The organism is Achromobacter sp. UMC46, assembly GCF_014170335.1.
Lineage (GTDB): Bacteria > Pseudomonadota > Gammaproteobacteria > Burkholderiales > Burkholderiaceae_B > Achromobacter.
Window position 1 is genome coordinate 124334 of sequence record NZ_LZZS01000031.1, and the last position, 18399, is coordinate 142732.

14 protein-coding genes are annotated in these 18399 nt (G+C 68.1%); 6 read left to right on the plus strand and 8 right to left on the minus strand.

Features of this window, described 5'->3' with window-relative positions; genetic code table 11:
- Window positions 1-75: 75 nt before the first annotated feature.
- Window positions 76-2925 carry a phosphoenolpyruvate carboxylase gene (gene ppc / locus A9973_RS21535; RefSeq protein ID WP_183015718.1) on the minus strand — a complete coding sequence of 950 codons (2850 nt, stop codon included), beginning with the start codon at window positions 2923-2925 and terminating at the stop codon, window positions 76-78.
- A 168-nt stretch (window positions 2926-3093) separates the two neighbouring features.
- On the opposite strand from ppc, the gene queC reads away from it, so the two are divergent.
- Window positions 3094-3804: a 7-cyano-7-deazaguanine synthase QueC gene (queC, locus tag A9973_RS21540; protein WP_183015719.1), complete on the plus strand. Its 711-nt coding sequence runs from the start codon at window positions 3094-3096 to the stop codon at window positions 3802-3804.
- 336 nt (window positions 3805-4140) lie between these two features.
- Window positions 4141-5646: an EAL domain-containing protein gene (locus A9973_RS21545; RefSeq protein WP_255469258.1), complete on the plus strand. Its 1506-nt coding sequence runs from the start codon at window positions 4141-4143 to the stop codon at window positions 5644-5646.
- Here the strand turns inward: A9973_RS21545 and A9973_RS21550 are convergent.
- Both A9973_RS21550 and A9973_RS21555 read right to left on the minus strand, forming a co-directional pair.
- Window positions 5624-6805, minus strand: coding sequence for an MFS transporter (locus A9973_RS21550; protein WP_183015721.1), 1182 nt, complete (start codon window positions 6803-6805; stop codon window positions 5624-5626). The two genes, A9973_RS21545 and A9973_RS21550, sit on opposite strands and share 23 nt — an antisense overlap.
- On the minus strand, window positions 6802-7347 hold the full coding sequence (locus A9973_RS21555) for a GNAT family N-acetyltransferase (RefSeq protein WP_183015722.1): 546 nt from the start codon (window positions 7345-7347) through the stop codon (window positions 6802-6804). Before A9973_RS21555 ends, A9973_RS21550 begins: the two co-directional genes overlap by 4 nt.
- Before the next feature lie 114 nt (window positions 7348-7461).
- Here A9973_RS21555 and A9973_RS21560 point away from each other — a divergent pair, with 114 nt between their 5' ends.
- The 4 genes from A9973_RS21560 to A9973_RS21575 all read left to right on the plus strand — a co-directional run bounded on the left by A9973_RS21560 (window position 7462) and on the right by A9973_RS21575 (window position 12179).
- Window positions 7462-8352 carry a LysR family transcriptional regulator gene (locus A9973_RS21560; RefSeq protein ID WP_183015723.1) on the plus strand — a complete coding sequence of 297 codons (891 nt, stop codon included), beginning with the start codon at window positions 7462-7464 and terminating at the stop codon, window positions 8350-8352.
- Window positions 8349-9161 (plus strand): helix-turn-helix domain-containing protein, encoded by an 813-nt coding sequence (locus A9973_RS21565; protein WP_183015724.1) that lies wholly within the window; start codon window positions 8349-8351, stop codon window positions 9159-9161. The genes A9973_RS21560 and A9973_RS21565 overlap by 4 nt, the downstream gene beginning before the upstream one ends.
- Window positions 9162-9262: 101 nt before the next feature.
- Window positions 9263-11131: a dihydroxy-acid dehydratase gene (gene ilvD / locus A9973_RS21570; protein WP_183015725.1), complete on the plus strand. Its 1869-nt coding sequence runs from the start codon at window positions 9263-9265 to the stop codon at window positions 11129-11131.
- Window positions 11132-11297: 166 nt separating this feature from the next.
- Complete coding sequence (locus A9973_RS21575) at window positions 11298-12179, plus strand: LysR family transcriptional regulator (RefSeq protein ID WP_183015726.1); 882 nt, start codon at window positions 11298-11300, stop codon at window positions 12177-12179.
- Window positions 12180-12215: 36 nt separating this feature from the next.
- On the opposite strand, the gene lpdA is transcribed toward A9973_RS21575, so the two are convergent.
- Genes lpdA through A9973_RS21600 form a run of 5 tightly spaced genes read right to left on the minus strand, consistent with a single transcriptional unit; the run spans window position 12216 to window position 18365 of the window.
- A complete protein-coding gene (lpdA, locus tag A9973_RS21580) occupies window positions 12216-13613 on the minus strand; it encodes a dihydrolipoyl dehydrogenase (RefSeq protein WP_183015727.1) in 1398 nt (465 codons plus the stop codon).
- A gap of 8 nt (window positions 13614-13621) precedes the next feature.
- Window positions 13622-14863: a pyruvate dehydrogenase complex dihydrolipoamide acetyltransferase gene (locus A9973_RS21585; protein ID WP_183015728.1), complete on the minus strand. Its 1242-nt coding sequence runs from the start codon at window positions 14861-14863 to the stop codon at window positions 13622-13624.
- Between the two features lie 10 nt (window positions 14864-14873).
- Window positions 14874-15359: a VOC family protein gene (locus tag A9973_RS21590; protein WP_183015729.1), complete on the minus strand. Its 486-nt coding sequence runs from the start codon at window positions 15357-15359 to the stop codon at window positions 14874-14876.
- Window positions 15356-17539, minus strand: coding sequence for a thiamine pyrophosphate-dependent enzyme (locus tag A9973_RS21595; RefSeq protein ID WP_183015730.1), 2184 nt, complete (start codon window positions 17537-17539; stop codon window positions 15356-15358). Before A9973_RS21595 ends, A9973_RS21590 begins: the two co-directional genes overlap by 4 nt.
- A 37-nt stretch (window positions 17540-17576) precedes the next feature.
- Window positions 17577-18365, minus strand: coding sequence for an SDR family NAD(P)-dependent oxidoreductase (locus A9973_RS21600; protein ID WP_183015731.1), 789 nt, complete (start codon window positions 18363-18365; stop codon window positions 17577-17579).
- Between the last annotated feature and the right edge of the window lie 34 nt (window positions 18366-18399).

The window sequence follows — 18399 nt, forward strand, 5'->3', positions numbered from 1 at the left end:
GGGCACCTTGCGGGTGCGCTGCCCCAGCCGCGCCAATGTCACCAGTGATAGTTCGCCGTGCCGGCAATGCGGGCGTCAGCCGGAATTGCGCAGCCCCGCCGCGATGCCGTTGATCGTCAGATGGATCGCGCGCTGCACGCGTTCGTCGATGTCGGCGTTGGGATGCTTGTGCGCCGCGCGGTGGCGGCGGATCAGGTCGATCTGCAGGTAGTTCAGCGGGTCGATGTAGGCGAAGCGTTCACGCAGCGAGTCTTGCAGGGTGGGGTTGTCGGCCAGCAGTTCGCGCTGGGTCAATAGCTTCAGCATGGCCAGCGTGCGGGCGTGTTCGGCGCTGATGGCGCCGAACACGCGTTCGCGCAGGCCGCGCTGCGGGACCAGTTGGGCGTAGCGGGCCGCGATGGCCAGATCGGACTTGGCCAGCACCATTTCCATGTTGGACAGCAGCGTGCGGAAGGCGGGCCAGTCGCGCGCCATCTCGCGCAGCTGCGCCAGGCGGCCGCGGCGCGAGCGCGGCGCATCGGGGGCGCCGGTTTCCAGATAGGCCTCGATGGCCGAGCCCATGCCGTACCAGCCCGTCAGCATCAGGCGGCATTGCGCCCACGAGAAGCCCCAGGGAATGGCGCGCAGGTCTTCGATGCGCTGGCCCTTCTTGCGCGACGCGGGGCGCGAACCGATGTTCAGGCCGGCGATTTCGCTGATGGGCGTGGCGGCGAAGAAGTACTCCGCGAAGCGGGGCGTGTCGTAGACCAGGCCGCGGTAGGTGCGCTGCGCCATGTCCGACATGAACGACATGGCCGGGCCGTGGTGCGCCATGTGCGCGTCTTCGGCGCTGGTGGCTTCGGCGCGCGGGGCCAGGCTGGATTCCAGCGTGGCGGCGACCAGCAGTTCCAGGTGCCAGCGGCCGACCTCGGCGTCCTTGTACTTGCTTTGGATCACTTCGCCCTGTTCGGTCAGACGGATCTGCCCGGCGACGGTGCCCGGGGGCTGGGCCAGGATGGCGTCGAAGCTGGAGCCGCCGCCGCGGCCCACCGAACCGCCGCGGCCATGGAACAGGCGCAGGCGCACGTGGCGGGCCGAGAACACGTCGACCAGCGCGCGTTCGGCCTGGTAGAGCGACCAGTTCGACGTCAGGAAACCGCCGTCCTTGTTGCTGTCGGAATAGCCCAGCATGACCTCCTGCGCGCCGTTCTGCGCCAGCTTCACGCGCTGGCGCACTTCGGGCAGGTCCAGCCAGGCGGCCATGATCTCTGCGCCGCGCTGCAAGTCGGGGATGGTCTCGAACAGCGGCACGACCATCAGGCCGTCTTCCGCCGCGATGTCCTGGCCGGCGGGCGCGATCAGGCCGGCTTCCTTCTGCAGCACCATCACTTCCAGCAGGTCGCTGAGCGTCTCGGTGTGCGACACGATGGTCTGGCGCACGGCCTGCTTGCCGTAGCGGGCACGACCGGCGGCAGCGGCGCGCAACACCGCCAGCTCTCGCGTGGTGTCTTCGCTGTAGGCGATCCAGGGCGACGCCAGCGGGCGGGCCTGCGCCAGTTCGGCGCGCAGCAGCGCCACGCGCTGGTCTTCGTCCAGCGCCAGATAGTCCAGCGCCTGGCCGTCGCGCTGCGTGCCGGCGCGGGCGAACAATTCGGCCAGTGCGCGTTCATGCACGTCGGAACTTTGGCGCAAGTCGACGGTGGCCAGATGGAAGCCGAAGACCTCCACCGCCTGTTGCAGCCCGGCCAGCCGCAGCCGGCCGATGGGCGCGCCATGGTGGGCGGCCAGCGACGCGGCGATCACGGCCAGGTCGGCCGACAGCTCTTCCGGCGCGCCGTAGGGCGCCGCCGCCACGGTGCTGCGGCGGGCCAGGTTCTGGCCGGTCAACCCTTGCGCCGTGGCGGCCAGGCGCGCGTAGACGCCGACCAGCGCGCGGCGATAGGGCTCGTCGCTGCGGTGCGGGGAGTCGTCGCCGCTGTTCTCGGCCAACGCCAGCAGTTCGGGGTTGGCCGTGATCAGCAGGGTGGTGATTGACAGTTCCGCGCCCAGCGCGTGGACCTCTTGCAGATAGTGTTCGAACAGCACGGTGGCCTGGCGCAGCAGCGCGCGCTCCAGGGTGCTGGCGTCCACGTTCGGGTTGCCGTCGCGGTCGCCGCCGATCCAGCTGCCCATGCGCAGGAAGGGCTCCAGCGGCGGGGGCGGCGCGGCGAACGGCTTGGCGGGCTCGCGGTTCAGCAGCCTGGACAGGTCCGCATACAAGCGCGGGATGACTTGCAGGAAGGTGCTGCGGTAGTACGACAGCGCATTCTCGATTTCGTCGGCCACCGTCAGGCGTGTGTAGCGCAGCATGCGGGTCTGCCACAGGGTGGCGACGCGGCCGAGCAGGGCGGCGTCCAGCTGCGCCAGTTCTTCCGGCGTCAGCGGGCCGTCGCGCTGCGTCAGCGCCGAGGCGATTTCGCGGTGGACGTCCAGGGTGCTTTTGCGCTGCACCTCGGTAGGGTGCGCGGTCAGCACGGGCATCACGCAAGCCTCGGCCAGCAGGCGGCGGATGCGGGCGGCGCCCACGCCATGCTTGCCCAGCGTTTGCACCGCATCGCGCAGGCTGCCGCGCGACGCGGTGTCGTCGGCGAGCGCGCGGGCGCGCTGGCGGCGGTTCTGGTCGCGGTCTTCGGCGATGTTGGCCAGATGCAGGAAGTAGCTGAAGGCGCGCGCGACGGAGTTCGGGTCGTTGCCTTGCAGGCGCTTGACGCGCTGCTCCAGCAGCTTGCTGTCCGCCTCATTGCCCTCGCGGCGGAACTTCACGGCCGTGCGGCGCAGCGTTTCGATGGTGTCGAAGACGCGTTTGCCTTCACATTCCTCGATGACCGTTCCTAACAGGCGGCCTAACAGCCGGATATCGTGACGCAAGGGTTCTGCTGAATCGGACTTCGGGCGGATGGCATTCATCGGGCGGGGATCCGTCGGGCGGCTGGAAAAGGGAAGGGGGAGAAACGCGGCGGCTGCAAACTGCGGAATGGGAAACGGATCCGATTTTACGCAGGCTTGCTTACGGGAAAGGCGGCGGGGCTGCGTTAAAGTTCGCCTGTTCCCTTCGTCTTTCTAGAAGCCCCCTTTATGCAAAATCATCAACGCCGCGCACTTGTCCTATTTTCGGGCGGGCAGGATTCCACGACTTGCCTGGCCTGGGCGCTGGACCGCTATGCCCATGTGGAGACGGTGGCGTTCGATTACGGCCAGCGCCACCGCATCGAACTGGATGCGCGTTTGAACGTGCTGCGCGACATCCGAGCAGGCTTTCCGCAATGGGCGGCGCGGCTGGGCGAAGACCATCTGCTGGACCTGAAGGTGCTGGGCCAGGTCGGCGATACGGCCATGACCAGCGACCGCGCCATCGAGATGCAGGCCAACGGCCTGCCCAACACGTTCGTGCCTGGGCGCAACCTGCTTTTTCTGACATTGGCGGCGGCGCTGGGCTACCGGCGCCAGCTTGACGTGCTGGTCGGCGGCATGTGCGAAACCGACTTCTCGGGCTATCCCGATTGCCGCGACGACACCATCAAGGCGCAGCAGGTGGCACTGGGTCTGGGGCTGGGCAGCCGTGTCACCATCGAAACCCCGCTCATGTGGATCGACAAATCGGAAACCTGGGCGCTGGCCCAGACGCTGGGCGGCAACGCGCTGGTCGAAACCATCGTCGAGGAAAGCCACACCTGCTATCTGGGCGAACGCGGCGCGCGCCACGGCTGGGGCTACGGCTGCGGCACCTGCCCGGCCTGCGAACTGCGCCGCGCGGGCTGGGAAAAGTGGACGGCCGCGCGGGCCTGACGCCATCCCCGTTTTGCGGCGCGCCGCCGGATGACGCGTGTCGCTATATTTCGCAGATTTTTGAGGTTTATATTGATATATTGAATTTCATTCATATAAATATGAAAAATATTCAATAAAAAATGACTTAAAACCGCCCTTTTCGTATTCAGGCCCCTTTTTTTGCGACTCTGTTCCAGGTATGGAAATGCATCCACACATTTCGATACCGTTCGCTGGAGCGGCATTATCAATCAGGGCTTAATCATTATGAATCGGGCGCGGATTATTCTCGTTTTCGACAACGAGTTTGCAAAACGGGGCATTTCCAATTCCCTCGAGCAAATCGGTTTTGTTTTGAACCCCGTCTCGCTGCTGGAGGGGGCGGCGACTCGCCTGTCCGGCGAGATCCTGGTGCATCTGTGCCTGCCGCGAGACCTGGACATCACCATCGGCCAGCTGCGGGCGAATTTCCTAAGTTCCACGATCATCGCGATACGCGACATCGAGAGCCCCTCGGTGCGGATCAATGCGCTGCTGGCGGGCGCGGACAGTTGTTACGGCGCCAGCATCAGCTATAGCGAAGTCGCCGCCGCCATCCAATCCGCGCAACGCAAGCTCACCCTTTCCTATGCGCCCGCCGGTCATGCCGCGCGCAGATCCGAGCCGGCGCCGGGGCAAGTCGCGACAAGTCCGCCACCTGTGGAAAAGGCGTGGCGCCTTGGGGACAACGAATGGACGCTGATCCCTCCGGGCGGCGAGGGCATCAGTTTGACGCGGATGGAACGGCTGGTCCTGCAGGCCATTCACAGGCATCCCGAAAAACTGGTCGGGCGCGGCGATTTCACGGACGAGAGCGCGGACATCGCCAGCAACGGCCGCTCGCTCGACTTGATTGTCAGCCGGCTCAAGCGCAAGGGCAATGTCGCGGGCGCCTCCATCCCCATACGGAGCATGCGGGGCAAGGGATACGCGTTCTCGGGCGAATTGCGCGTGGACGGCGGGCGGGAAGACGCGCCGGCATCCGCAAGCATCATGCCGCTGCTCCGCATGCCCGGCGAATCCCGGTATCCGCTGCTGGCGGCGGCCCAGGACGACAGGCTGCAGTTCCACTACCAGCCTATCGTGACGGCGCAGACCCAGGAGATCGCGGGTGCCGAAGCGCTGCTCAGGTGGAAAGGCGCAGGCGGCGCGGGGGCGGACATCGAAAGCCTGTTGCGGGACGCGTGCGCGTCAGAGGCCGCGGATTCGCTGGTGGGCTGGGGGCTGCGCGCCATCTCCGCCGATCAGGCGCGCTGGCGGCAGGCGGCCGCTGGCCAGGGCACGGTCGTCAATATCAATGTCTCTCCGCAGAGCTTTGCTCGTCGCGATGTCGTGGACGCGATCCTGCTTGGCGTGTTCTCGCATGGCCTCACACCGCGGGATCTGCGCCTGGAGATCTCCGAAGCGGCCACGTCCCACGCCGGCCCGGCCGACGTGCGCGCCGTTCTGGAAGAGTTCACGAGCCTGGGCGTCCAGGTCTGGCTGGACGACTTCGGCAAGGGCTACAACAATCTTGCCTGGCTATCGACGCTGCCGTTGGCCGGCTTGAAACTGGAAAAATCCATCGTCTGGAACGCCGCGCGCAATCCGGATTCCCACAAGGTGCTGCGGTCGATCTGCCAACTGGCGAAAGACCTGGGCATCACGACCGTTGCCGATGGCATCGAAACGGCCGCGCACCGTCAGGCCGCGCAGGACGCCGGGTGCGAACTGATGCAGGGCTTCCTGTTCTATCCGCCCGCCACCGGCGACGAATTCGCCCGCGCACTGGCCGGGCAGCGGGCGCACCGCGCCGCCGTCATGCCCGGGTCCGGGCGATAAAGCGCCACCGCAGCGCGAACGCCGCCGCCAGAATGGCCGCGGCCAATCCGGCAGACAGCCCCATCGCCGCGCGCGCGCCGTGCTGCTCGATCACATGGGCATAGGCCACCGGCGCGGTGGCGGTCAATAGAAAGCTCGGGATCAACAGCGTGCCGACCAGCGTGCCGTAGCTGCGGAAATCGAACAGGGCCAGCGGCAGCGTGCCGCGGGCGATGGTCATCAGGCCGTTGCAGGCGCCGTAGACCAGCGCGTACGCCGCGGTGGCGTAGAGGTTGCCCCGGGACAGCAGGGTCAGCAGAAAGCACAGCGGAAACAAGGCGCTGACGGCCAGCGTGAGCGTCAGCGGATGCAGCCGCGACCCCAGGGCGACGTCGGCGAGGCGGGCGGTGAATTGGCCGACGCCCCACAGCGCGGCGACGCTGACGGCGGCCGCCGTGGCCAGGCCCAGGCCCGAGAGCAGCGAGATCAGATGGGCGGCGTTGCCGGCGGCCAGGAAGTTGGTCAGCATCGCCATGACCGCATACAACGCGCCGGCCAACCGGCGTTCGTAGACGGTGCGGGCAAGACCGTCGGTGTGCCGGGGGGCTGCGGCGGCGGAGGCGGCGTAGCGTTGCCGAGGCAGCGCCAGGTACAGCGGCAAGGTGCTCAGGGCCAGCGCCGCGTAGACCAGCACCGCGCCGCGCCACCCCAGCCACTCGGACAGCGCGTGGCCGACGGGCCACATCACGGTAGAGGCCAGGCCGCCGAACAGCGTGATCTGCGACATGGGGCGGCGCGCGGTGGGGCCGGCAGCGCGGGCAAGCGAGGCGAAGGCGGCGTCGTACAGGCACAGGCGCATGCCCACGCCCAACAGCAGCCAGGCCAGGTAATACACGGCAACGGCATGGGCGGTGGCCAGCACGGCGCAGCCGGCCGCGGCAATCACGGCGCCCACGGGCATGACGCGGTGGCCGCCCCAGCGGTCCACGGCCATGCCGGCCACGGGCGATACCAGCGCCATCGTCACGATGGCCGCGGAAAAGCCGCCGTAGACGGCGGCGGGGCTCCAACCCAGGTCGGCCGCCATGGCCGGCCCCAGCGCGCCGATCAGATAGAACGTCACGCCCCAGCCGACCAGCTGGGTCAGGCCCAGGCAGACAATGGCGCGCGGCGGGATCACGGCCGTTGCGGCGGGATGGCGTCGCCTGCGCCCAGGGCGCGCTGCATCAGCACGGTATCGCGCCATTCGCCATGCTTGTGCCCGACGGAACGCAGGGTGCCGACGGGGTGGAAGCCCTGGCTGGCATGCAGGGCCAGCGACGCCGCGTTGCGGCTGTCGCCCACTATCGCCAGCATCTGGCGCCAGCCGGCGGCGGTGCAGCGTTCGATCAATGCGGCCAGCAGCTTGCCGCCGATGCCCAGCCCGCTGCGGCCGGCCTTCACATACACCGAATCCTCCACTGTGTGGCGGTAAGCCGGGCGCGGACGGTAAGGGGTGACGTAGGCATAGCCGACGACCTCGCCGTTGATCTCCGCCACCAGGTAAGGCATTTCCTTTTCCAGCACGCTGCCCCGCCGTTGGCGCATTTCGGCGATGGAGGGCGGTTCCAGTTCGAACGAGGCGGTGCCGTGTTCGACGTGGTGGGCGTACAGGGTCTTGATGGCGGGCAAGTCGGCGTCCGCGCTGTCGCGGATCAGGACGGTAGGCAGGGTGGGCGGCATGAAAGGGGCGGGAAGTCGATGAAGGAGAACCAGCCGCCAGTGTCGCGCAAGGCAATTCATTAATAAAGCTTTGGTTTATTATGATTTTCATAAGCAAAACTTTGGATAGAAGCGATGCGTGGCTTGAACCTGGACCATCTGCGCACGTTCGCCCAGGTAGTCGAATTGGGCAGTTTTTCCGCTGCCGCCGAACGCGGCGGCGTGACGCAACCGGCCGTCAGCCTGCAGATCCGCCAGCTGGAACGGCGCTTCGGCCTGAAGCTCGTCGAGCGCATCGGCCGCCGCGCCGGGCCGACCGCCGCCGGGCTGGAACTGCTGACCCATATCCGCGTCATCGACGCCGCGCTGGCGCAGGCCGAGCAGGCCATGTCGGCCCACGTGTCGCAGGTGTCAGGGCGGATCCGGCTGGGCACGGGCGCCACCGCCTGCACCTACTTGCTGCCGCCCGTGCTGGCCGACATGCGGCGCCGCTTTCCCGCCCTGGATATCGTGGCCAGCACCGGCAATACGTCGGACATGCTGCGCGGGCTGGAGAACAACACGCTGGACATGGCGCTGGTCACTTTGCCCGCACCAGGCCGCATGTTCCAGGTCAGCCCCGTCCTGGAAGACGAGTTCGTGGCGATCTTCCCCGCCCGCGACCCGGGCGCCATTCCCGATGCCGTGACGCCGCAGTCGCTGGCGGGGCTGCCGCTGGTGCTGTTCGAACCTGGTGCCCGCACGCGCCGGCTGGTGGACGACTGGTTCGAAGCGGCGGGCGTGGCGGCCAAACCCGTCATGGAACTGGGCAGCACCGAAGCCATGAAGGAAATTGTGGCGGCCGGCCTGGGCTGCGCGGTGCTGCCGAAACTGGCCGTGTCCGGCGCGGGGCAGCGCGATGCGCTGGCCGTGCGCTCACTGACGCCGCGCCTGTCCCGCGACCTGGCCATCGTGATGCGCCGCGACAAGCCGCTGACCCGGGGGTTGCGGCACCTGGAAGCGGCGCTGTTGGCGTTGCGGCCATGAGCGCCGGCGCCGCCGCGTCCCGGTCCCCCGCGGATCTGGACCTGTTCCCCTACGAATCGTCGCCGCGCCCCGTCGCCGGGCTGGCCGTGGACTACGAAGACGGCCATCGCGTGCGCCGGCACCGGCACCGCCGGGGGCAACTGCTCTATGCGATCTCCGGCGTGATGGTGGTGGATACCGACGCCGGCATCTGGGTCGTGCCGCCGACGCGCGGCGTCTGGGTGCCGGCCTGGGTGCCGCACGGCATCCGCATGAGCGGAGAGCCGCGCATGCGCACGGTCTTCGTCGAGCCAGGCGCCGCGGCGCACTTGCCCGGCGAATGCTGCGTGCTGTCGATTTCCCCGCTGCTGCGCGAGCTGATGGTGGCGGCCGCAGAGGTGCCGCTGGACTGGGCGCCCGGCACGCGCGACGGCCGGTTGATGACGCTGCTGCTGGACGAATTGCGCCAGGAACCCGTGCTGCCGCTGCACTTGCCGCAGCCGTCCGAGCCGCGGCTGGCGCGCATCTGCCGCGCCATCGTGCGTCATCCCGAGCGGCAGGCGGGGGCGGCGGACTGGGCGCGGGAACTGGGGGTGGACCCCAAGACGGTGCATCGCCTGTTCCTGCGCCACACCGGCATGACGTTCGGCCGCTGGCGCCAGCAGGCGCGCCTGCTGGCGGCCATGGAGCGGCTGGCGCGCGGCGCGCGGGTGCTGGACGTGGCGCTGGACCTGGGCTACGAGAGCCCCAGCGCGTTCGCGGCGATGTTCCGCCGTGCCGTGGGCGAGCCGCCCAGCGTGTTCGCGGCCCGGGGCGACGCGTCCGCCTGATGGCCACGAACCGCCTTGGGGGCGGCCATCGGGCAGCGCCGCCCCGATCCAGCGTATTATTTACCGTTTTGCCGCCACGCTAACAGCACCCGAGACCCATCATGCCGCACTACCGTTCCCGCACATCGACCCACGGCCGCAACATGGCCGGCGCCCGCGCCCTGTGGCGCGCCACCGGCATGAAGGACGGCGATTTCGGCAAGCCGATCATCGCGGTAGTGAACTCGTTCACGCAGTTCGTGCCGGGCCACGTGCACCTGCGCGACCTGGGCGCGCTGGTGGCCAAAGAGATCGAAGCCGCGGGCGGCGTCGCCAAGGAATTCAACACGATCGCCGTCGACGACGGCATCGCGATGGGCCACGGCGGCATGCTGTATTCGCTGCCGTCGCGTGAACTGATCGCCGATTCGGTGGAATACATGGTGAACGCGCACTGCGCCGACGCCATGGTATGCATTTCGAACTGCGACAAGATCACCCCGGGGATGCTGATGGCTGCGATGCGCCTGAACATCCCGGTCGTGTTCGTGTCCGGCGGCCCGATGGAAGCGGGCAAGGTCAAGTCGCCGATCGACGGCACGGTGATCGCCAAGATCGACCTGATCGACGCCATGATCAAGGCGGCCGACCCGAAGGTCTCGGACGCTGAAGTGGCCGAAGTGGAACGCAGCGCGTGCCCGACGTGCGGCTCCTGTTCCGGCATGTTCACCGCCAATTCGATGAACTGTCTGACCGAAGCCATCGGCTTGGCGCTGCCGGGCAACGGCACCATCGTGGCGACGCATGCATGGCGCAAGGGGCTGTTCGAACAAGCCGGCCGCCTGGTCGTGGACCTGTGCCGCCGCTACTACGTGGAAGAAGACGAATCGGTCCTGCCGCGCAACATCGCGACGAAGAGCGCGTTCCAGAACGCGATGGCGCTGGACGTGGCGATGGGCGGTTCGACCAACACCGTGCTGCATTTGCTGGCCGCGGCGCAGGAAGCGGGCGTGGATTTCACAATGGCCGACATCGACCGCATTTCGCGCAAGGTGCCCTGCCTGTGCAAGGCGGCGCCCGCCACCGACAAGTACCACATTGAAGACGTGCACCGCGCTGGCGGTATCCTGGGCATTCTGGGTGAACTGGCGCGCGCGGATTTGCTGGACCTGACCTGCGGCAACGTGCACAGCGGCACGCTGGGCAACGCGATCCAGCAATGGGACGTGGCCGGCGACGCGAGCGAGGCGGCGCAGAAGTTCTACCGCGCAGCGCCTGGCGGCATCCCGACGACGGTCGCTTTCAGCCAGGAGGCGACGTTCCTGACGCTGGACACGGACCGCAAGACGGGCTGCATCCGCAGCAAGGAAAACGCCTATTCGAAGGACGGCGGCCTGGCCGTGCTGTACGGCAATCTGGCCGAGAAGGGCTGCATTGTGAAGACGGCCGGCGTGGACGAGTCGCAATGGGTCTTCACGGGCCGTGCGCGCGTGTTCGAAAGCCAGGACGATGCGGTGGAAGGCATCCTGGGCGACAAGATCGTGGCGGGCGACGTGGTGGTGATCCGCTACGAAGGCCCGAAGGGCGGCCCGGGCATGCAAGAGATGCTGTATCCGACGTCATACCTGAAGTCCAAGGGCTTGGGCAAGACGTGCGCGCTGTTTACCGACGGGCGTTTTTCGGGCGGTTCGTCGGGGCTGGTGATCGGGCATGCGTCGCCGGAAGCGGCGGAAGGCGGCACGATCGGCCTGGTCGAAGAAGGCGATGTGATCGAGATCGATATCCCGAAACGCAAGATGCATCTGGCGGTGTCCGACGAAGAACTGGCGCGTCGCCGCGCGGCGATGGACGCGCGGGCGGACGGCTGGGAGCCGGTGGGGCGCGAGCGGGTCGTGTCGTTGGCGTTGCAGGCTTATGCGGCGTTGGCGACGTCGGCGGACCGCGGTGCGGTGCGGGATTTGTCGCAGCTGAAGCAGAAGGGCAAGCGGTGATTGCCTGATTGCGTGGGGTGTGAAAAAGGCGGCGCTTATGGCGTCGCTTTTTTTTTGTGTTGAGCCGCGCACCCAGGGCCGCACCGCGTCGTGCGTCTCAAGAACCATCATGCCGCCACCCACAAGGAAACCCCGATAAAATTCCTAGACCCCGCCTGGAGCCCCCATGTCCCTGAATTCTGAAGCGCTGCGCCTGTTCCTTGGTGTCGTCGATGCCGGCTCAATGAGCGCTGCCGCCGAGATGCTCGGACAGACCGCGTCAGGCGTCAGCCGGGGCCTGTCGCGGCTTGAGGACGAGCTGGGCGTCATCCTCTTGAACCGGACGACCCGGCGGATGGAGTTGACCGAGGAAGGCGCTCACTTTCTTCCCAAGGCGCGTCAGATCGTGGCGGCGCTGGAAGAGGCCGAGGAATGCATGCGGATGGTGCATCAGCGGCCGGCGGGGCGGTTGCGGGTGGATGCGTCGGTGCCGGTAATGCTGCATTGCGTGGTGCCGCATGTGGGGGAGTTCCGCCGCGAGTATCCCGAGATCACGCTGGAGCTGACCAGCAACGACCGCATCGTGGATTTGATGGAGCATCGCACCGATGTCGCGATCCGCATGGGGCCGTTGACGGATTCGACCTTGCATGCGCGGTCGTTGCGGCCGGCGCCGCGTTGGATGATGGCCAGCCCCGAGTACATCGCGCGGCGCGGGGCGCCGGAGACGGTGGAGGACTTGGCGGGGCATGAGGTGTTGGGGTTCACGCAGCCCGAGAGCCTGAACGTGTGGCCACTGAAGCATGCCGGCGGGTCCAGTTATCTGGCGACGCCGACGCTGGCGACGTCCAGCGGGGAAACGCAGCGGCTGCTGGCGTTGCGCGGGGTCGGGATCGCCTGCCTGTCGGATTTCGTCGTGCGCGAAGACATCGCGGCGGGGCGGCTGGTGAAGGTGATGGAAGGCGTGTACAGCGACTACCTGCAGCCGATGCACGCGGTGTACCACCGGAACACGCAGCTGTCGCGGCGCATTGCATGCTTCCTGGATTTCTTCGCCGGGCGCGTGTAGGGGATGGGTTGCGCGCGCGCAACCCATCATGCCGGTCTATGCGTGCAGCGCCCGTCCAAACGCCGACAGCACCGATTCGTGCAGCGCTTCCGACAGAGTCGGGTGCGCGAACACGGTGTGCATCAAGTCCTCTTCGGTCGCTTCCAATGACGCCGCCACGCCGTAGCCCGTGATCAGCTCGGACGCTTCCGGATGGATGATGTGCGCACCCAGCAATTCCCCTGACTTCGCGTCGAACACGGTCTTGACCAGGCCCTGGTCTTCGCCCATCGCGATTGCCTTGCCGTTGCCGGCGAAGGTGAATTTGCCGATGCGGATCTCGACGCCCGACTGCTTGGCGTGTTCGCGGGCGCGGGCTTCGGTCATGCCGATGCTGGCGACTTGCGGGTACGAGTACGTGCAGGCGGGGATGCGCAGCGGGTCGATGGCGTGGGTGGGAAGGCCGGCGATGGCTTCCACGCACAGCACGCCTTCGTGGCTGGCCTTGTGGGCAAGCCAGGGGGCGCCGGCCACGTCGCCGATGGCGTAGACGCCGGGCTCGCCGGTGCGGCATCGGTCGTCGGTGACGATGTGGGTCTTCTCGACCTTCACCCGCGTGTTCTCAAGGCCCAGGTTTTCGACGTTGCCGACGATGCCGGCTGCGACGATGACGCGGTCGACTTCAAGATCCGTCTTCTTGCCTTGCTGTTCCAGCGTCACCTTGACTCCCGTGGCGGTGGGCGAGGACGCCGTGACGGCGCATTGCTTCAGCACGCGGATGCCTTGCTTCTCGAAGGCCTTGTGCGCCAGTTGCGAGATCTCGACGTCTTCTTGCGGCAGGATTTCCGGCGTCATGTCGATCAGGGTGACGTCGGCGCCGATCGCGCGGTAGAAGCTGGCGAACTCCGCGCCGATCGCGCCGGCACCCACGACCAGCAACGACTTCGGGATCTCGGCCGGTGCGAGGGCCTGGCGGTAGGCCCAGATGCGTTCGCCCACCGGCAGGGCCGGCAGTTCGCGGGCGCGTGCGCCGGTGGCCAGGATGATGTGCTTGGCCGACAGCGTGGCGCCGGTGTCCAGCGCGAGCGTGCCCGATCCGGCCAGCTTGGCGCTAGCGGCGAACACGGTCACGCCGTTCTTTTTCATCAAGTGCGCCACGCCCTGGCCCAGGCGGCCCGCGACCTTGCGGGACCGGGCCACCATTGCGGCCAGGTCGGGGCGGGCATCGCCCGCGCCGGCCACGCCGTAGTGCGCGGCATCGCGGCAGGCGCGCAGTACTGTGGCGCTGTGCAGCAGCGCCTTGGTAGGGATGCAGCCCCAGTTCAGGCAGATGCCGCCCAGTTCGGCGCGTTCCACCAAGGCGACGGACATGCCCAGCTGCGCGCCGCGGATGGCGGCGACGTAGCCGCCGGGGCCGCCGCCGACGACGATGAGGTCAAACACGGTCTTCGTCATGGTCGGGTTCACAGCAGGATGCGCACGGGGTTTTCGATCAACGTGCGGAAGGCGGCCAGCCAGCGTGCTCCGACGGCCCCGTCCACCGCGCGGTGGTCGGCCGACAGCGTCACCGTCATGACGGTGGCGACGGCCAGCTCGCCGTTGCCGTCCACCACCGGGCGGCGTTCGGCTGCGCCTACGGCCAGGATGGCGGCCTGCGGCGGGTTGATGATGGCGGCGAACTGGCTGATGCCGTACATGCCCAAATTGCTGACCGTTAGCGAACCGCCCGTGAATTCCTCGGGCTTCAAGCGGTTGACCTTGGCGCGGCTGGCCAGTTCGACGATTTCGCCCGCGACGGCGGACAGGGACTTCACGTCCGCGTCTCGCACGATGGGTGTGACCAGTCCGCCGTCGGTCGCGACCGCCACCGAGATGTCGGCGCCCGCGTGGTATTCGATGGCGTCTTCGTGCCAGCTGACATTCACTTCCGGCACTTCGCGCAGCGCCAGCGCGGCGGCGCGCACGATGAAGTCGTTCACCGACAGCTTTACCGCGCCACCCTGGTTGGCTTGCGCGCGCAGGGCCAGCAGCGCGTCCATCCGGCAATCCACCGACAGGTAGAAGTGCGGCACGTTCTGCTTGCTCTCGGTCAGGCGGCGGGCGATGGCGCGACGCATGCCGGTGTGCGGGACGCGGCGGGCGGCGGGGCGGCCGGCCGACGGTGCGGCGGCAACGGGGGCGCGGTCACGCGCCGCCTCGACGTCGCGGCGCACGATGCGGCCGTGTGGGCCGGTGCCCGTCACACCCAGCAGGTCCACATGCCATTGCGCCGCCAGCCGGCGTGCCAGCGGGCTGGCGAACAGGCGCCCACCAGGAACCGCGGCGGTGGACGGGCGGACGTCTGTCGCTGCGGCAGCCGTCGCTGCGGCAGCCGGGGCTGTGGCGGTCTCGACGGGCACTGCGGCAGCCGTCGCCGGCCCGCCTTGTTCCGCCAGCGCGCGATCGATGGCCGAGGCGTCGTCGCCGTCAGCCAGCAGCACGCCGATCACGGTATTGATCGGCACCGACGCCGCGCCGGCCTGGACCAGGATGCGGCCCAGCACGCCAGCATGCTCGGCGTTGATTTCGACGATGGCCTTTTCGGTTTCGATTTCCGCCAGCGCGTCGCCGACGGCGACCTTGTCGCCTTCTTTCTTCAGCCACTGGTGCAGGTTGCCGCCCGACGTGTCGGCGGCGACGGAGGGAAGCTTGATGAGGTGTGCCACGATGTTCGTCCTAGGTTGCGGCGGCCAGATCGGGCCGGTAGGCGGCGGGGTCGTCGTATTCGACCAGCTCCAGCACATTGCCTTCGGGGTCGCGGAAGAACGCCAGCCAGGTGCCGGGGCGCACTTCCATCGGCGCGGGCGCGCTGTCGAACACGACGCCCTTGGATTGCAGGCCGCGCACCACGCCGGCCAGATCGCGCACGATGAAGGTCAGGTAGGTGGCGCCCTGGCGGTCCAGGATCGCCGCGCCGCGCACGGCGGCCTCGGGCGCCACGCTGGGCTGCAGCAGCTTGATGCGTTCGCCGTACGGTGTCTGCAGTCGCGCGACGTCGTAGCCATGCACGGTCAGCCCGGTGGCGCGCGCCTTGTCAGCGGGCACGCTGACGCGGTTCACGAGCGTCAGGCCGACCACATCGGTATAGAACGCCAGCAGCGCGTCCAGGTTCTTGCAGCAGATGCCGATTTCCATCGGCACGGTCATTTGCAGCGTGCTCATGCCTGTTCTCCCAGATCGGCCAGCACGTCGGCCAGGCCCGCCAGCACTTCCTCGGTGTCGGCGAACGCCGCGCGTTCCAGCACCTTCGAGATGCTGGGCGATGCCTCGCCACCCGTGACGCGCTTGATCGGCTGGTCCAGCCAATCGAAGTAGCGGCGCTGGATCTCGTCGGACAGCATGGCGCCGTAGGACGTGCCGCGCGCGCCTTGCTCCACGATCAGCACATTGTTGGTCTTCTGGATACTGGCGCCGATGGTGTCCCAGTCCAGGCTGGCGCGGTCCAGCGTGCGCAGGTCGATCACTTCGGCGTCCACGCCCGCTTCTTCCGCCGCCTTGAGCGCGCGGCTGACCATCGACAGGTAGGTCAGGATGGTGACCTTGCTGCCCGTGCGGCGCACGCGGGCGCGGCCGAACGGAATGGCGTAGTCCAGGTCGCCGGCGGGCACGTCGCCCGACGACGCATACAGGTCCACGTGCTCGATCACCAGCACCGGGTCCTTGGAGGCCAGCGCGGTGTTCATCAAGCCCACGTATTCGAAGGGCGTGGACGGCGCCACGATGCGCCAGCCGGGCGCCGTGGCGAAGATGCCGGCCGGGTCCATCGAGTGCTGCGAGCCATAGCCCGTGCCCATCGCGACTTTGGTGCGCAGCACGAAGGGCACGTCGATGTCGCCGCCGAACATGTGGCGGGCCTTGCCGATCTGGTTGAAGATCTGGTCGGCCGCGACCCACATGAAATCGGGGTACATGAATTCGACGACAGGCTTGTAACGGCCGTCCATCGCCAGGCCGCCGCCCAGGCCGGCGAAGGCGTTTTCGGAGATCGGAGTGCCCAGCACGCGGTCGGGATACTTGTCTTTCAGGCCGCGCGTGGCGCCGTTGGTGCCGCCCTTCAGGCGGTGCACGTCTTCGCCCAGCACGACCACGCCGCCGTCGGTCTCCATGCGGCGGTCCAGCACGTCGGCCACGGCGTCGACGAACTTGCGTTCGACGCGGTCGCCCGCGTAGCCCTCGACGTCCTGGTAGCGCAGCCCGGCCAATTCGGCGCCGTCGCTGCGCAGGCCCACGTCGCGGAAGTCGGGGCTGGGCCACAGGTCGGCGCGCACGCGGCGCTTGCCGCCGTCGGCGGCCTCGGTCAGGCGGCCGCACACGTCCTTCATGACGTCCTTGCAGCGCTGGCGAAGCGCATCCACTTCCGCTTGCGTGATCAGCGCGCGGCCGATCATTTCAGAGGCGATCTTGTCCAGCGGATCGCGGCGGCGCCATTGCGCCTCTTCGTCCTTCGTGCGGTAACCGAAGGCGCTGCCCGGGAAGGGGCCGTTCTGGTGGAAGAAGCGGTACACGTCCACTTCCACGATGGTCGGGCCGTTGCCGGCGCGCATGTGCGCCACGGCTTCCGACATGGCCAGGTGCACGGCCAGCGGGTCCATGCCGTCCACTTTCCACGACGGGATGTTGAACGCCAGGCCGCGCGCGGACAGGCGGGGTTCGGCCGTGGACTCTTCCACCGTGGTCGACACGGCGTAGCGGTTGTTCTCGATGAAGAAGCACAGCGGCGTCTTCCACGCGGCGGTCAGGTTCATCGTTTCCAGTACGGAGCCGATGTTTACCGCGCCGTCGCCGAAATAGGTCACCGCCACGCGGTCGGTGCCGGCGTGCTTGTGGGCCCAGCCGGCGCCGGCGGCCAGCGGCACGCCGCCGCCCACGATGGCGTTGGTGCCCAGCGCGCCCGCCTCCAGCCAACGCAGGTGCATGCTGCCCCCACGGCCGCGGCAATAGCCCTGGGCCAGGCCCATGATCTCGGCCAACGTCTTTTGCAGGACCTCGTCGATGGCGGGCGTGAGCGGGTTGCGCGGGTCCAGGCCCAGCGGGGCGACGTGCTGCAGCGCTTTCGCCAGGAACTGGTGGTGCCCCCGGTGCGAACCGTTGATCTGGTCGCCGGCGCCCAGGGCCAGCACCGAACCGACGGCGCCGCCTTCCTGGCCCACGGACGAATGCGCGGGGCCGTGCACGAGGCCTTCGGCGGCCAGGTCCAGCACGGCCTCTTCAAAGGCGCGGATCCAGTGCAGCTGAGTGAGCATGGTGCCGAGCAGGGCGGGGTCCGCCTGCTGCCAGTCCTTTGCCTCGACCGTCAGTTGCCGCCAGGGCGCTTGGGGCTCAAGCGGTTGGTAGGTGGCCATGAGTGAATCTCCAGAATGTTTTTAAGCGTCGATGCGGTTAAAGGTAGCTGTAGCGGCTCCAGCCGCCGTCGGCCACCAGGGTGTGTCCGGTGATGTAGGCGGCCTGGCGCGACGCCAGGAAGACCGCCAGGTCGGCCATTTCGGCCGGCTGCGCCATGCGGCGCAGCGGGGTGCGCTGCTTCAGGCGTTCGGGGTCCAGCCGGCCGCGTGCGGCCAGGTCGCGCACCAGGTCGGTCTCCACATAGCCGGGCGCCAGCGCGTTGACGCGCACGCCCATCGGGCCCCACTCCACCGCCAGCGTTTCCGTCAGCAGCACTACCGCGCCTTTGGTCGCGCAGTAGGCGGCGCGGTCGGGCGCCGCCACCACGCCGTACATGGAGGCCAGGTTGATGATGCAGCCCGATCCCGCCGGCACCATGCGGCGGCCGGCGGCCTGCGCGCACAGGAACACGCCGGTCAGGTTGATGTCGACCGCGCGGCGCCATTCGTCCACGGTGACTTCCAGCGTGGGCTTGTTGGCCGAGATGCCGGCGTTGTTGACCAGCACGTCGATGCGGCCCCAGGCCTGTTCGACCTGGGCGAAGGCGCGTTCGACGGCCTCGGCGTCGGTGACGGAGGCCTGTACCGCGATGGCCTCGCCGCCGGCGGCTTTCAGTTCTGCCACGGCCGCGTCCAGGGCGGCGGCGTCCATGTCCAGCAGCGCGACGCGGGCGCCTTGGCGCACGAAAGCCTGCGCGGTCGAAAAACCGATGCCTTTGGCGCCGCCGGTGATCACGACGGTCTGGCCGCGCAGGTCGCCGTGGATGACTTCAGTAGGGTTGTCCAAGATGTTTGCCTGTAGAAGAGGTTGCGTGGCGGCG

Coding starts and splice junctions, on each gene's coding strand:
- ppc (WP_183015718.1), bottom strand. CDS start 2,925: ATGAATGCCATCCGCCCGAAGTCCGATTCAGCAGAACCCTTGCGTCAC.
- queC (WP_183015719.1), top strand. CDS start 3,094: ATGCAAAATCATCAACGCCGCGCACTTGTCCTATTTTCGGGCGGGCAG.
- A9973_RS21555 (WP_183015722.1), bottom strand. CDS start 7,347: ATGCCGCCCACCCTGCCTACCGTCCTGATCCGCGACAGCGCGGACGCC.
- A9973_RS21560 (WP_183015723.1), top strand. CDS start 7,462: ATGCGTGGCTTGAACCTGGACCATCTGCGCACGTTCGCCCAGGTAGTC.
- A9973_RS21565 (WP_183015724.1), top strand. CDS start 8,349: ATGAGCGCCGGCGCCGCCGCGTCCCGGTCCCCCGCGGATCTGGACCTG.
- ilvD (WP_183015725.1), top strand. CDS start 9,263: ATGCCGCACTACCGTTCCCGCACATCGACCCACGGCCGCAACATGGCC.
- A9973_RS21575 (WP_183015726.1), top strand. CDS start 11,298: ATGTCCCTGAATTCTGAAGCGCTGCGCCTGTTCCTTGGTGTCGTCGAT.
- lpdA (WP_183015727.1), bottom strand. CDS start 13,613: ATGACGAAGACCGTGTTTGACCTCATCGTCGTCGGCGGCGGCCCCGGC.
- A9973_RS21590 (WP_183015729.1), bottom strand. CDS start 15,359: ATGAGCACGCTGCAAATGACCGTGCCGATGGAAATCGGCATCTGCTGC.
- A9973_RS21595 (WP_183015730.1), bottom strand. CDS start 17,539: ATGGCCACCTACCAACCGCTTGAGCCCCAAGCGCCCTGGCGGCAACTG.